The sequence below is a fragment of the Bilifractor sp. HCP3S3_D3 genome, from assembly GCF_052063915.1.
Classification (GTDB): Bacteria; Bacillota; Clostridia; order Lachnospirales; family Lachnospiraceae; genus Bilifractor.
The window spans coordinates 157,329-171,596 of sequence record NZ_JBQHWP010000006.1 but is presented as its reverse complement, the minus strand read 5'-3'; the positions used below and the strand labels follow the sequence as shown (position 1 = coordinate 171,596).

Sequence of the window (14,268 nt, the reverse complement as noted above, 5' to 3'; positions counted from 1 at the left end):
TTCTTATAAGCTATGTCCTCCGATCTGATAGATTATAGAAAGTAATATTCTACCATAATCGGGACATTTTCATTTGTGGTACATCAGGACTTTATCATTTATGGCTTATAAATATGACACCCATACAAAAATCATAATTTGACAATCCATCAGATCCGTGCTATCTTTTAACCGAGTTTACAAGGTGAGTTCAAATAAGGAATCATCCGAAATCACCAATGGTCCGCATCGAGCGGGTGGAAGGGTCGAACTTAAGTTTGACCCTTCTTTTTTTACAGTAAAAAGTGGCAGGCACCAGCACCATATCTTGCCTGACGCCGACATTTGTTAAGGTTTCAAAGCCGTGATGGGGACCACATACACTCCATCTGTTCTCCTGTATGCAGCGTTTGTCAGGTCACAAAGAACGCATAAGATTTTTGCAGGTTTTCCATCTTTTTCAGAAATGATTTCGCTTTGTATTTTCAAAAGGCCTTCCGCCGCTGCATCGATCTGATTTGCACCTAGTAGATCGTAAATTAATTAGCTACACCAACTGACGGCTCAAAATCTTCCATCTTGTACTTCCAATGGTAGACAACGGGTGTCTCGTTGACTTCTTTGAAATATTTGTAGATGCGATCAATCAGTTCCTGCTTTGTTGCAACCCGGATGCCGCGCAACATTTGCCGTGTCATCTTACCGAAAAAGCCCTCAATCATATTCAACCAAGAGCCGTGTTTTGGTGTGAAGATGAAACGGAATCTACCTGGCATAGTTTCAAGATATTGCTTTACCTTTTTGCTGGTATGAACTGTGTGATTATCCAGTATCACCTGGATCGTATCGCCTTGAGGATATTTTTCATCAAGTATCTTTAGGAAATCGATGAAATCTTCACTTTTGTGCGTGTCTCTGACTAAGGGAATTGCTTCCCCTGTAAGAAGGTCTATTGCTGCCAGAAGTGATACTGTCCCTAACCGTTTATACTCGTAATCCCTCTTAACAGTGCCATTCTCCACTGTGGGTGGAAGATCGGGGGCTGTAGTGGCAATGGCCTGAATACCAGGTTTTTCGTGATAAGATACGGTATGGATTTCCTGCTCACCAGCGGGTATATAAAGTTTTCCGTTTTCATCAAAGAGCATCTCTATTTGCTTATATACCAACAACACCTGGTGCATCTTTGCATCGAAATCGGGATCACGGTTTTCGCAATAATACTGAATCCGGAATGGTTTGATATTGGCCGCATCCAGAATGTTTTTTACGCTTGTTTTGGTGAGTGTGGAAAGCCTTGTGTAACCGGCACTTTCAGCAGTCTTATTGATATGTGCCGTCAGTTTTGCATAGGTCCACGTTTCAGCGGAGTAACCAAACTCAGCTGGTCTTTGACAGGCAATATTTATAATCCAGGCTTTTTCGTCGTCCGTGATTTCAGCATTGCGGCCTCTTCCGGGGGCATCATATATGGCATTCTCAATACCGCCTTGTTTGTATTTTCTCAAACATAGCAAAACGCTGTTGCGATTCAGGCCAACTTTATCAGCAATCTTGTCAACGGAATCTCCGCCCTCTTTGAGGAGAAGAATCCTCGCACGGGTAACAACCTGAGCCTGTAGAGTACGTGCCTTGACGATAGACTCCAACCGGTCATGATCTTCAATGGAAAGCGTTAATGGTATTGATTTTGCCATCTCTGAATACCTCCGTAAACTTGGATGTATTCAGTATAACACGGAGCAACTATTTGGTATAGTTATTTTCATTATAATCTAGTAGTTGTGGTTCATTGCCGGAAATTCCGGTAACTAAAAATCGGAAGCACAATTTGCACTGGCTTCCAGCTGGTAATTACTGTTCATTTATTCAGGCACATACAAACTGAAAGTTATCTATGTCTTCCAAGATCATCAAAATTTCTTTTTAATGTTGCTTCAGTAAACGGGATAGCGCAGATCATGACAACCATCTGTGCAATGACGATAATCAATCCAGCAATGCCTGTCATGTCTACACTCTTTCCGTAGACAAATAACATCACCACAATGGAAATCGGCAGTAAAGCCAGTCCACTGCTGAGCCATATTTTACCGCTGTATTGATGAGCAAACCTCCAGGTTTCCTGATTTTTCATAGATCTCGTTGTACGATATCCGAAGGTACCATTAACCTGTTTGGGTCCGCCTTTCATGAAATATTTTTCAAATCCAATCATAATAACTGGTGTCAAAAGACACATGATCAACATAAAAACCCAGAATCCTGTCATAGCTATTCTCCTAACAAGTTCAGATTTACAACCGGTTCAGTATATCCTGTATTGTTTGCTCATCCTGAATCTGTGAGATTCCGAAACACTTTTTCCCAGCATCTTTTAGTGAGGCACCGACATGGTAACCGACTGTATCATCCAGAATCAGGAAGCGATCATGAAAAGCAGTCATGTGCTTTACCGTAAGCTTTGGATATTGCGAATTAAACGTGTTGATATCTCTATTGCTTAGCCGCGTATTATTGAAGGTATAGATTATCACATCAACACTGGGATTCTTCTTTGCCAGAATATTAAGCGTCCCAATATCCACATATCCATCTATCAGAACAATTTTCTTAGCTGCCTTCTGCACCAGCGAGATCAGAAGCTCAAATGCATCATAAATCTGCCCATCAAAGAATATTTTCTGCTCTGATTCAGCATGATCATCAATATAATCAAAGACCTTATCGAACTTCTCATCAGTCTGTTTCTGATACTCAAGTTGTTTTAACTCAACAGCACTGATTCTTTCGAACAGAGCGGCATTACTGGCAATAAAGCGGCGCATCTCGACAAATGCATTGATGATCTGAATACTGACTTGAATGGCGGTATCGCTCCTTAGAACCGCAGACAGCATCGCTACTCCCTGCTCCGTAAAGACATATGGCATATATCGCCTTCCGCCTCTCCCCTTCTTTGAGGTCACAATTTGTGACCTCAAAGAATCATATTCTTCCTGCGTTAATTGGAACCGGAATTCCGCAGGAAATCTTTCTAAATTTCTCTTGACCGCTTGGTTAAAAACTTTCGTATCCACTTTATATAAAGTAGCCAAATCACTATCCAGCAGAACCTGTTGCCCACGGACAATATAGATGAGATCCCTTATTGGCCTTGTATCAGTCTGTATTTCTGCCGATTCAACTGTTTTGATTTCATTATCCATAACGTTCCTCATGCATCTTGAGATGCCAAGTTGGCATCTCAAGTTCTGTCATTAATTGTGTAAGCATGTTTTGCACAAATTCCGATTTATCTTTCTCTTCCATGTCTTTCGATCAGTAAAAGGATAAACATGCCTGACCATATGACCCATGCGATCAATGTTCCCTTTATAGGAAAAATGAAGTCAATAGCAGCTCCAATGAAAAAGGGAATCGACCATAGCATCATATGCTTTCCGTAATCCTTACACATTTTCTTCTCATCATATTTTTTGCGTTCTTCAGCGGACTTCATATTAAAGCCTGTTAAGAAGTTCACTGCTTTCCCGTTTGATCTGTAAAACAAGAACCCAATCAAAAAGAAAATGGCAGCCATTGCCAGGTCCAGGATTATGCATGATTCCTTTAACGACATATTCATTTACCCCCTGATTCTCTATTCACTTACACTGACTATGTATCATGTACCACGCTCGTGATTACTGCTCTTGCAATCTCTCAAAACTTGAGGTCGCAATTTGCGGCCTCAAGTGACTGCGCCTACAAGTCGAACATACCATAAAGTGCCCAGGAGGACAATGAATACTTCTCACTTTGCCTTTTCTCAAAGAGAAGGATCTTCTGCTTTCAAGGCTTTTCCTGCTGTTTGCACGAAAAAAAGCACTCCCTCTCAGATTGATTCTGAAAAGGAGTGCCTTGAAGGTTTTTTGCCTATGATTTTCCCCGGATCAATACAGCTTTGCGCCGGCCGGGATATGATTGTCAACCATCAGAAGATGAAGTTCTTCGTCTTCACTGTCCTTCTTGTTGTTCACAGCGGAGAGAAGCATTCCGCAGGAGTCGATGCCCATCATCTTTCTCGGCGGAAGATTGGTGATGGCGATCAGGGTCTTTCCGACCAGCTCTTCCGGCTCATAATAAGCATGAATTCCAGAAAGAATGATGCGGTCAGTGCCGGTTCCATCGTCCAAGACGAACTTCAGAAGCTTCTTGGACTTCGGAACAGCTGAGCATTCTTTTACCTTTACCGCCCGGAAATCGGACTTGCTGAAGGTGTCGAAATCGACCTGTTCCTCAAAGAGCGGCTCAATCTTCACGTTTGAGAAATCGATGCTGTCGTTCGGTGTGAAGAATCCGCTCCTGTCGTCAGAAGCGGCCTTCTCTCCGGCTGCTTCTCCATCGGCACCTTCTCCGCTCTCTGCCTTCGCAGATGAAGAAGCTCCGTTTTCAGCCGAAGCCGCTGAGGTTCCGCTGCGGAGTGTCGGGAAGAGCAGGACGTCTCGAATGGATGCACTGTTTGTCAGAAGCATGCAGAGACGGTCGATGCCGTATCCGATGCCTCCTGTCGGCGGCATGCCGATCTCCATCGCGTGAAGGAAATCCTCATCTGTGTGCTGTGCTTCCTCATCACCCTGTGCGGAGAGGGCATCCTGAGCAGCAAAACGTTCTCTCTGATCGATCGGGTCGTTCAGCTCGGAGTAAGCGTTGCACATCTCCCATCCGTTGATGTAAAGCTCAAAACGCTCTACTTTTCTCGGATCGGACGGTTTCTTCTTTGTCAGAGGGCTGATCTCGAGCGGGTGATCCATGATGAAGGTCGGCTGGATCATCTTGTCCTCGCAGTACTCATCGAAGAACAGGTTGATGATGTCTCCTCTCTTGTGACGGTCCTCGAACTCGATGTTGTGCTCCTTCGCGAGAGCCTTTGCCTCTTCGTCCGTGTTGATCGTCTCAAAATCGATTCCGGTCTGCTCCTTGATCGCGTCTTCCATCGTCAGACGGCGGAACGGTTTTCCGAGGTCAATGATCTTGCCTGTGCCGTCCTCTTTATTTCCATAATAGATGCTTGTGCTTCCGCAGACTTTTTCCGCAAGATAACGGAACATGCTCTCGGTCAGCTCCATCATGCCGTTGTAATCGGTATATGCCTGATAAAGCTCCATAAGCGTGAATTCCGGGTTATGCTTCTGATCGAGTCCCTCGTTCCGGAATACACGTCCGATCTCATAGACTCTCTCAAGTCCGCCGACGATCAGACGCTTCAGATACAGCTCCAGAGAAATCCGCAGCTTCTTGTACTCGCCGAGCGCATTATAATAGGTGACAAAGGGACGTGCGGAAGCTCCGCCGGCATTGTCTACCAGCATGGGGGTCTCCACCTCCATGAAGTCACGCTCACCGAGGAAATTACGGATCTCGCGGATAATCTGGGATCTTTTAATAAACGTCTTCTTGACGTCTTCATTCATGATCAGATCCACATATCTCTGACGATACCTTGTGTCGGTATCCTGAAGCCCGTGGAACTTCTCCGGAAGCGGCTGAAGGGATTTTGACAGAAGAATGACTTCCTTTGCGTGCACACTGATCTCTCCGGTCTGTGTCCGGAATACATAGCCCTTGATGCCGACGATATCGCCGATATCGAGATGTTTGAACTCCTTGTAGGGCTCATCTCCCAGAGAATCGCGCTGCACATAGCACTGAATCTGTCCCAGCTTGTCCTGAATATGGCAGAAGGAAGCCTTACCCATGACACGCTTGCTCATGATACGTCCCGCGATGGATACGTCCTTCCCGTCGAGTTCCTCAAAGTGGTCTTTGATTTCCTGGCTGTGATGGGTCTGGTCGTAGGTTGTGATCTTGAACGGATCTTTGCCTGCATCCTGCAGCTCTTTCAGCTTGTCGCGACGTACCTTCAGGATCTGGTTCATATCCTGTACCGGTTTCTGCTTCCCGTTTTTATTCTGGTTCTGCTCTGCCATCTCTTCCTCCTGCTTCCTTATGTTTCAAAAAAATTTCTATCAGATGTTTCTCTCGATTCCGAGGATCTTGTACTGCTCATCGCCGTCCGGCGTCTCGATGGAAACCACTTCGCCTACCTCGTGTCCCAGAAGAGCCTTTCCAACCGGAGACTCATTGGAGATTTTCCCCTTCAGGCTGTTTGCCTCCGTTGAACCGACGATCTGGAACTCAAGCTCCTCGTCGTAGGTCATATCCTGAACCTTGACCTTGCAGCCGATATTTACCTTGTTTGCGTCCGCCTCAGACTCAACGACTACCTCTACATTCTTCAGCAGAGCCTCAATTTCCTCGATTCTTGCCTCGATCTGGGCCTGCTCGTCCTTTGCGGCATCATACTCCGCGTTCTCGGAGAGGTCGCCCTGCGCCCGGGCTTCTTTCAGCTTCTCTGCAATCTCTTTACGCTTTGTAACCTTGAGATCCTGCAGCTCGTCCTCGAGTGCCTTCAGGCCTGCATATGTAACTACTGTCTTATTTGCCATGATTTCACCTCATGAATAAAAGAAATTACCGTCATTTGCGCGCATATTCGCAATTTCCATATTTTAAACTGTCCACCAGACGATGTCAAGTAAAGTTCGGCGCGGAAGGCAGGTAAAAATCCGTAAAAATTGCCCCCGGCGAGCGGGTATCTTCCGATGCCGGATCCGGGAATTACATTGCTCCGCAAGGCCATAATTTCCAGATGCCCAACCCGGTGGATACATCGTCCTGGAAAACAGGTATTCTTCGCCGCCGAACCCGCTGAAAACGCTGCCTCGCAAATCAGATATAGTTCGCTGCAGCACTCAGCCTTAACCGCTTCGTCTGACAGTGCAAAATACGTTCAAAAATTGACATTGATACAAGGCAATGCTAGAATTTTCTTATCTTATCCGGCTTTATCTCCTATATAAATGTAAATAGCGATAAACAGCGCCGTACCTTCACCTGCTTCCAGTGGTTGGTATCCGCTGGACCGGAAATACTCAATGGCTTATATTTCAGATTATTACCAAGGGGGCTCATTCACATGGACAACATTCTACCGTTTCTGATCAAATGGTCCGGCGTCATCTTAAGTGTGCTGATACTTCTGATATCGATCATCAGCACGGCAACTGCCGGCGTGACCCGATATGAAAAGCAGATGTCGAAGGACAAGGATCCGTCTCATTATATTATGCGTAATCCGCTGAGCGGTGTATTTATCGGCTTCAGTATATTGCTATTGGGCTGTGTCATAGAGATTTTTATCGGATGGCTGGCACTGAAGGGTGATTCTCAGAGACAGATAATTGCCATCGCAGTGGAGCTTGTCTGTGCCTTTGTCACCGGACTGATTTTTTTCCTGATGCAGAGAAAGGCCCTCTGTGAAAGGGTTTTCGTCGAGGGCAATACCATCCGCTACCAGGGATCTTTCGGAAAACCGGAAATCACTGCTTTTGATCAAATCCGCACCGTGAAGAAGGAGAATGCTGAAGACGCGATGCACGCGAAAAGCCTGACCATCCGCCCGAACAATGGCGGCCGCTTCAAGGTTAGAAATACCATGTCCAATTACATGAAGTTTGCCGAGCAGATTGAGCGCGATGTCAAGCTTCCGGATCTGACAAAGAAGAGGCGCCGCGATACACCGGCTGACACGGACCCCGAGGAATAAACACACACTTTTTCAGGCAGGAATCATCAGAAAGCATACATGGCAGTCCCGCGTACAGCGAAGCATCCGATAGCGCACGCGGCAGTCCCAAGACTCGAAATGGCCAGGAAATACCCACAGGTACATCTGCGAACAGACATTCTGAGGGAACAGGCAGTGTTTCTGCCTACAACAGCGAAAGGTTTTTATTTTATGAACAACAGAGACGATGAATATCTCAGTGGGGCGACGCGGGAAATCCATGTTCCGGAATATGATACGGCATTCACCGATTCTTCCTCTGATTCTTTTCAGAGCAGTCCCGGACCGTCCGGAGCAGAGCACAATCTGAACTATTATCAGCGCATGCGCAATGCGGGCAGCTTCGATGATATCGGGCGTCAGAACAGCTTCCGTGACAGCTATGAAAGCGGACAGGATGCCGGGAGATTCAGCGGCTATCGCGGCAACGGCGACCAGACTGCGAGTTTCAGCGGCTATCGCGGCAACAATTACAACGATGCTCCCTATGATGATGAATACCAGGACGATCCTTCTGATGATACCTATGATATCGGTGATGATTATGATTTCGGATTCAAGCCGAAGAAGCGCAAGAAACCCCGACCGGACAGATATGACGATAACGATTCCTATGGAAACCATTCCGGCAGAGGCGGCCGTCCGACGAACGATTATGACGATGATTACGGCAGGCGTCCACGGAGGAAACGTAGACATCCGGTTCGCCGTTTCTTCCTGACGCTTCTGGGTATTATTCTTGTCCTCATTGTCCTTGTGGCTGTTTTTCTCCATATTGCATTCAGCAGGATGAACCGCGTGGAACCCGTAGCGGATACGACCGCGGATAAAGCGACGGAGGCTGCCGGCGTCGATGCCTATGAGGAGCGCGGCGTCATGAATATTCTCCTCGTCGGAGAGGATGCCAGGGAGGGAGAAACCCAGACCCGTTCAGATACCATGATCATCTGCAGCCTTAATGCAAAAACGCGGCAGATCACTCTGGTCTCTCTGATGCGTGACACCTATGTGCCCATTGCCGGCACAGATTATTCCGCAAAGCTGAATGCCGCCTATGCCGCAGGAGGGCTGGAAACTCTCGATGAGACAGTTCAGGAGAACTTTGGCATAGACATCGACGGAAACGCGGTTGTAGATCTCGACGGCTTCCTGGAGGCCATAACCTCTGTGGGAAATCTGGACATAGACCTGACCTACGACGAGGCGACCTATATGAATGCGAATGAGGGCCTGGGATCCAGTGTGGACAACGCCCAGGTGGACGAACCCTGGGGGCTCGTAGAGGGAGTCAATTCTCTGACCCCGGAGCAGGCACTCTGCTACGCCAGGATGAGATATGTCGGCAATTCCGACTGGGACCGCGTAAATCGTCAGAAGAAAATCATCCAGGCAGCCTTTGCGAAGATGAAGTCCAATCCATTCCGTATGCTGAAGGTAATGAATCAGGCTGCACCGAGCATCACAACAGATATGACAGACCTCTATCTGACAAGAGCGTGTATTTTTGCTTTTCTGTGCGGATCTGACATGAATGCGGCTACTCTTCCGGGCGACGGCATGTATTATTCGGATACCATCGATGGTCAGTCTGTTCTTGTCCCGGATCTGAATGCCTGCCATGAAGCTTTGATCAGCTACCTTTACGGTTCTTCCGCGGATGACAGTATCTTCAAATCCACCCCGTCAGCCACACCGACACCCGCGCCGAAGGCCTCATCAGACACCGGAAGTACGGACGCTTCCGATAATTATGACCAGACCTGGACGGAGCCCGTCTATACCGTACCGGACAACTCTGGTCAGCAGGCCGCTCCCGATACCGATATCGCAGATATTCCCGCGGACGGAGATGACGACAGTTCCGGCGCCGGCATTACAGACGGAACATATGATAACGGAGCGACCGACACGGATAATTCCGGATACGATAACTCCGGGACCGGCAATGGTGATTATGACAACTCCGGCTACGATAACACGGGAACCGATAATTCCGGGTACGACGGAACGGGAACGGATAATTCCGGGTACAATGACAGCGGCACCGATAATTCCGGATATGACAGCTCCGGAACCGGAAATGGCGGATATGACAACTCCGGTTACGACAATAGCGGCACGGATACTTCCGGTTATGACAATGCCGGAGGTGCCGCACAGAACGCAAATGCCGGGTAATTACTGGAACGTGTGCCCGCTTGGCGCACCGTAAAAAAAAGGATGCAGCTGATCGGCTGCATCCTTTTTCGTCCACGTTGATCCGGCTTTTACCGGTCTGATTTATCTATGTATACCCTATAGTGGTTTGGCCTTATCATAATATAGTTTGGACTTATAATAGTTTGCCCTTATAATGGTTTTGCCTTATGCATGCTTCCGGAAACGAAGGGTTATTGTCGTGCCCTTGTCCAGCTTGCTACTCACCTTGATCTGGGCATTGTGCAGCTGCGCCCCGTGCTTTACGATGGACAGGCCGAGTCCCGTTCCGCCGACCGCTTTGGAGTGGCTCTTGTCTACCCGGTAGAACCGCTCAAAGATGCGGCTCTGATCCGCTTCCGGTATACCGATTCCGGTATCCTGCACGCTCACGATCACATGGTTGGTGGTCGTCGCGATTTTCACCTCTATGCTCCCATGTTCCCGGTTATACTTGACCGCATTATCACAGAGATTGTAAATCATTTCCGATACAATTCTCCGGACACCGGTGATGTTGCCGTGAACGCCGGAAAGCCTGATCTTTACATCCTTCTTGTCCGCGGCTGCCTGTACGTGACCGATCTCCTCTGACGCGATCTGATAGAGATCAATCATCTCCCAGTCGAACTCCATATTTTCGTCGTCCAGCGAACTCAGATTAATGATGTCGTTCACCAGGGAAATCAGACGGCTTGCCTCGTCATAAATTGATTTGGAGAAATCCATGACGGTTTCCTCCGGCATACCTCCTCCCATCATCAGCTCTGCAAAGCCAGAAATGGAGGTAAGCGGTGTCTTCAGCTCGTGTGACACATTTGCAGTGAATTCTCTTCGGAAGTTTTCCCGCTTGATGCTTTCCGTCTCATCGAGGATCACAAAAACCGCACCTATTACTTCCTCCTGATTGTCATCATAGGCAGGGTTTGCGATCAGCTTGTAGGTCCGGTTCTCTCTCTGCAGGGTCAGTTCTTCTTTCTTCCCGCTCAATACCTTGAAGATCGTCTCGCGAAAATCTCTGGTGCGGTTCAGCCGAAGGACGCTTCCTGAGGGCTCATCGGTCATGCCGAGAAGCCGCAGCGCCGAAGGATTCCAGGACAGGATATCCGTATTCTTGTCGATGACCAGAAAGCCCTCGGACATATTCTCTGTGATCAGATTAAATTCTTCCTGTCTCTGCTTTGCCGAATTCAGCTGCTTCCGGATCGTTTCCTGCTGCGTCTGCAGCCGGTTCAGCAGCGGTGCGAGCTCATCGTACACCACATCATTGTTGTCGAGATGATCCAGATCGAGCCGGTTCAGCGGACTTAAAATATTCTTCGTCACCATGTTGGATAAAAACAGGGACAGCAGCACGGTCGCCATGAACAGAATGACAGCAGGCCGGATCAGCTTTGCAAGGATCGCCCAGATGGAATCCTGCGTGACCGCGACACGAAGAATGGTCCCGTCATCCAGCTTCTGCGCAAAATAGATCGTCTCGCGCGTCATCGTCTCGGACTTCCGAATACTGTGACCGCTTCCGCTCTTCACCGCTTCTTCTACTTCTTCCCGGTTGCTGTGGTTTTCCATCGTCGAGGCATCTGCCTCATTGTCATACAGCACAGTCCCGTCGCGCCGGATCAGTGTGACCCTTCGATCTGTATTTATCCGGTCCAGGTATTCCTGGCCCTGTGCCTCAATTCCATAGGACAGTATATTTGCTTCCTCTCTCAGTTCATCCAGCGTTCTGCTTTCCAGAAAACTGAACAGCAGCGCCGCTGTGACTCCCATGGTCAGAGCAAATATCACAATGGAAATCCAGAAGGTTGATTTGAATATTTTATGACTCATATATGTTCACCAGGCGTCAGCACGCTTCAATCTTGTAACCGATTCCTTTCACCGTCTGGATGTATTTACCCGCCTCATCGCCGAGCTTTACCCTCAGCTTACGGATATGCACATCCAGGGTTCTCGATTCTCCGTAAAATTCCCCCCATACCTTGGTAAGGAGTTCTTCTCTATGTACAACATTCCCCTTTGCCTCAAGAAGTGCCATCAGGAGACAATATTCCTTATAGGACAGAGAGATATCCTCATTGTCTACCTGGATGACATGCTTATCCGGATTGACATAGAGTTTCCCGACATGATATTCGTCGTCCGGCTCCTTTTTGGTCCTGCCGGATCTTCGCAGTACCGCGCGAACCCTCGAAGTCAGCTCGACGATGCCAAACGGCTTTGCGATATAGTCGTCCGCACCGAGATCCAGTCCGTTCGCCTTATCGTACTCACTGCTCTTTGCTGTCAGCATGATGACCGGAACATCCTCGGTACGGATATTCTTTCTGATTTTCTTCAGAATGCTCAGCCCGTCCTCACCGGGAAGCATGATGTCCAGAAGAATCAGCTCCGGAAGTGCTTCATCCATTCCATGATAGAAGGATTTTGGTTCTGAAAATCCCCTTACCTCATAGCCTTCTCTGGAAAGCGCATAACTGACCAGCTTTCTGATATTGTCGTCATCTTCCAGTATATATATCATGATCGGTCTTCTCCTCGTCCCACGGATGTCTGATACCGGAATAATCACCGGGATCATTCTCTTGTGTTTTTCCCATCTGATATAGTTTACATTGTATAAAAAGTAATGTAAACTCCGCTAGGTTTTTTATGTTAATTGTATCTTAAGTGTTAACCCTTTTATCTCGTAAAAACGCCGGGAGTCGCCTCCCGGCTTTACTTCCGCTCTGATTTTTGTGAAAAACCCGAAGCTTTGTTAACATTGCCTGCTCAACAGATTTATTCATAGAACTGGAACTGCTGGCTTTCCTTCTGATAACGGTCCGTATATTTCATATGAAGCTTTCCCTTGACAATAAATGATACCCAGGAAGCGATGTTCTCTGAGTGATCTGCCATCCGTTCGATATACTTGGCGATCATCAGATAGTTCACATACTGCTCCGTATTCTCCGGTTTTTCCTTGATCCTCAAAATTATTTTTTCCATAATATCATCGAGCCCTTTATCGACGATATTGTCCTGTGTGGAGATATCCTTCGCCAGTTCAATATTCCCGGTGAAAAAGCTTTCGATTGTATTTCCGACCATCTCCCTCATTGTGAGGAACATCCGGTGAAATTCTTCCGGTGCCTCAACCTCCGGCATCTTTGAAAGCTTCACAATGTAAATGCTGATATCACTGCTGTTGTCCGCGATTCTCTCCAGATCACTGATCATTCGCATGTAGGAGGCAATTTTTCTCCAATCCGATGCAAGCGGCGCCTGTTTCACCACGATGCCGATGCATCTCTCCTCAATGTCCGTCTCCATCTTGTCAATGATATCATCATGCTCCATGACCTCTGCGGCCAGCTTCGCGTCTCTCTCCGAGAACGCGTGGATGATCCGGTCTATGGATCTCTTCACTTCTTTTCCCATCTCGTGAACCAGTACATTGATTTCACGAAGTTCGTCGTCGTATTCTTTTCTATTTGCCATTTTATCTGTATTCCTCTTTCTCCATCCCCTGAACCAGATTGTGCGACCCGCCATCCGCGCCGGAAAAATATCAGGCTCCGGCCGGACTCATCCGGATCATCAGCCGAATCTTCCTGTGATGTACTCCTCTGTCTTCTTGTTCTTCGGATTCAGGAAGATATTCTGGGTCTCTCCGGATTCGATCAGTTCTCCGAGAAGGAAGAACGCCGTAATATCAGAGATACGGTTTGCCTGCTGCATGTTGTGGGTAACCATTACAATTGTGTATTTCTTCTTCAGCTCCAGACAGAGCTCCTCGATTTTACCCGTTGAGATCGGGTCCAGCGCACTGGTGGACTCATCCATCAGAAGAACCTCCGGCTCGACCGCAATCGCTCTGGCGATGCAGAGTCTCTGCTGCTGCCCGCCGCTCATTCCAAGTGCATTCTTCTTAAGCCTGTCTTTGGTCTCGTCCCAGATTGCCGCCTGTTTGAGGGAACGCTCAACGATCTCATCGAGTGCCGCCTTGCTGTGTACGCCATGAAGTCTCGGGCCGTAGGCTACGTTGTCATAAATGGACATCGGGAACGGGTTTGCCTTCTGGAATACCATTCCTACCTTTTTCCGGAGGATATTTACGTCCATGTCCTTGTAGATGTCGACACCGTTCAGTCTGACGTCTCCTTCAATCCGGCATCCCTCCACCAGATCGTTCATCCGGTTTAATGTCTTCATGAATGTGGACTTGCCGCATCCGGAGGGGCCAATCAGGGCTGTGATCTTATGCTCCTGAATGTCCATGTTGATATTTTTTAATGCCTGATGATCTCCATACCAGAGATTCAGATTATGTGCTTCGATAATATTCGCCATTTTTTATACCTGCATAGATCTCCTGAAATATCCGAATCTGCCGTCGGCATACTCTTTCGCCGACCTTCCGCGCCTTGATGCAC

At 47.7% G+C, this 14,268-nt stretch carries 12 protein-coding genes; 2 read left to right on the top strand and 10 right to left on the bottom strand.

Going from position 1 to position 14,268, the window contains the following annotated elements; translation table 11 throughout:
• Positions 1 to 518: 518 nt before the first annotated feature.
• The 6 genes from ACTNDI_RS05545 to greA all read right to left on the bottom strand — a co-directional run bounded on the left by ACTNDI_RS05545 (position 519) and on the right by greA (position 6,470).
• A complete protein-coding gene (locus ACTNDI_RS05545) occupies positions 519 to 1,676 on the bottom strand; it encodes an IS630 family transposase (RefSeq protein WP_441099758.1) in 1,158 nt (385 codons plus the stop codon).
• 194 nt (positions 1,677 to 1,870) lie between these two features.
• Complete coding sequence (locus ACTNDI_RS05540) at positions 1,871 to 2,251, bottom strand: SdpI family protein (protein WP_441099757.1); 381 nt, start codon at positions 2,249 to 2,251, stop codon at positions 1,871 to 1,873.
• Positions 2,252 to 2,276: 25 nt separating this feature from the next.
• Positions 2,277 to 3,188, bottom strand: a complete 912-nt coding sequence (locus ACTNDI_RS05535; RefSeq protein ID WP_441099756.1) for an ORF6N domain-containing protein — start codon at positions 3,186 to 3,188, stop codon at positions 2,277 to 2,279.
• Between the two features lie 86 nt (positions 3,189 to 3,274).
• Positions 3,275 to 3,601: a DUF3784 domain-containing protein gene (locus ACTNDI_RS05530; protein ID WP_441099755.1), complete on the bottom strand. Its 327-nt coding sequence runs from the start codon at positions 3,599 to 3,601 to the stop codon at positions 3,275 to 3,277.
• A 313-nt stretch (positions 3,602 to 3,914) separates the two neighbouring features.
• A complete protein-coding gene (gene lysS, locus ACTNDI_RS05525; protein WP_441099754.1) occupies positions 3,915 to 5,951 on the bottom strand; it encodes a lysine--tRNA ligase in 2,037 nt (678 codons plus the stop codon).
• Positions 5,952 to 5,990: 39 nt separating this feature from the next.
• Positions 5,991 to 6,470, bottom strand: coding sequence for a transcription elongation factor GreA (gene greA / locus ACTNDI_RS05520; protein ID WP_441099753.1), 480 nt, complete (start codon positions 6,468 to 6,470; stop codon positions 5,991 to 5,993).
• Between the two features lie 530 nt (positions 6,471 to 7,000).
• Between greA and ACTNDI_RS05515 the strand changes: the two genes are divergently transcribed.
• Complete coding sequence (locus ACTNDI_RS05515; protein WP_441099752.1) at positions 7,001 to 7,630, top strand: hypothetical protein; 630 nt, start codon at positions 7,001 to 7,003, stop codon at positions 7,628 to 7,630.
• Between the two features lie 192 nt (positions 7,631 to 7,822).
• Positions 7,823 to 9,829, top strand: coding sequence for an LCP family glycopolymer transferase (locus ACTNDI_RS05510; protein ID WP_441099751.1), 2,007 nt, complete (start codon positions 7,823 to 7,825; stop codon positions 9,827 to 9,829).
• A gap of 186 nt (positions 9,830 to 10,015) precedes the next feature.
• Here ACTNDI_RS05510 and ACTNDI_RS05505 read toward each other — a convergent pair whose 3' ends face one another.
• The 4 genes from ACTNDI_RS05505 to pstB all read right to left on the bottom strand — a co-directional run bounded on the left by ACTNDI_RS05505 (position 10,016) and on the right by pstB (position 14,185).
• Positions 10,016 to 11,680, bottom strand: a complete 1,665-nt coding sequence (locus ACTNDI_RS05505) for an ATP-binding protein (protein WP_441099750.1) — start codon at positions 11,678 to 11,680, stop codon at positions 10,016 to 10,018.
• Between the two features lie 16 nt (positions 11,681 to 11,696).
• Entirely contained in the window at positions 11,697 to 12,374 is a 678-nt protein-coding gene (locus tag ACTNDI_RS05500; RefSeq protein ID WP_441099749.1) for a response regulator transcription factor, read from the bottom strand.
• Between the two features lie 257 nt (positions 12,375 to 12,631).
• Positions 12,632 to 13,333 carry a phosphate signaling complex protein PhoU gene (phoU, locus tag ACTNDI_RS05495; protein ID WP_441099748.1) on the bottom strand — a complete coding sequence of 234 codons (702 nt, stop codon included), beginning with the start codon at positions 13,331 to 13,333 and terminating at the stop codon, positions 12,632 to 12,634.
• Between the two features lie 99 nt (positions 13,334 to 13,432).
• The gene (gene pstB, locus ACTNDI_RS05490; protein WP_441099747.1) at positions 13,433 to 14,185 is read right to left on the bottom strand and encodes a phosphate ABC transporter ATP-binding protein PstB; all 753 of its coding nucleotides are present in this window, start codon (positions 14,183 to 14,185) and stop codon (positions 13,433 to 13,435) included.
• Between the last annotated feature and the right edge of the window lie 83 nt (positions 14,186 to 14,268).

Bases quoted from the DNA above. Each gene is read 5' to 3' on its own strand.
- ACTNDI_RS05545 (WP_441099758.1), bottom strand. From the start codon at position 1,676: ATGGCAAAATCAATACCATTAACGCTTTCCATTGAAGATCATGACCGG.
- ACTNDI_RS05540 (WP_441099757.1), bottom strand. From the start codon at position 2,251: ATGACAGGATTCTGGGTTTTTATGTTGATCATGTGTCTTTTGACACCA.
- ACTNDI_RS05535 (WP_441099756.1), bottom strand. From the start codon at position 3,188: ATGGATAATGAAATCAAAACAGTTGAATCGGCAGAAATACAGACTGAT.
- ACTNDI_RS05530 (WP_441099755.1), bottom strand. From the start codon at position 3,601: ATGTCGTTAAAGGAATCATGCATAATCCTGGACCTGGCAATGGCTGCC.
- lysS (WP_441099754.1), bottom strand. From the start codon at position 5,951: ATGGCAGAGCAGAACCAGAATAAAAACGGGAAGCAGAAACCGGTACAG.
- greA (WP_441099753.1), bottom strand. From the start codon at position 6,470: ATGGCAAATAAGACAGTAGTTACATATGCAGGCCTGAAGGCACTCGAG.
- ACTNDI_RS05515 (WP_441099752.1), top strand. From the start codon at position 7,001: ATGGACAACATTCTACCGTTTCTGATCAAATGGTCCGGCGTCATCTTA.
- ACTNDI_RS05510 (WP_441099751.1), top strand. From the start codon at position 7,823: ATGAACAACAGAGACGATGAATATCTCAGTGGGGCGACGCGGGAAATC.
- ACTNDI_RS05505 (WP_441099750.1), bottom strand. From the start codon at position 11,680: ATGAGTCATAAAATATTCAAATCAACCTTCTGGATTTCCATTGTGATA.
- ACTNDI_RS05500 (WP_441099749.1), bottom strand. From the start codon at position 12,374: ATGATATATATACTGGAAGATGACGACAATATCAGAAAGCTGGTCAGT.
- phoU (WP_441099748.1), bottom strand. From the start codon at position 13,333: ATGGCAAATAGAAAAGAATACGACGACGAACTTCGTGAAATCAATGTA.
- pstB (WP_441099747.1), bottom strand. From the start codon at position 14,185: ATGGCGAATATTATCGAAGCACATAATCTGAATCTCTGGTATGGAGAT.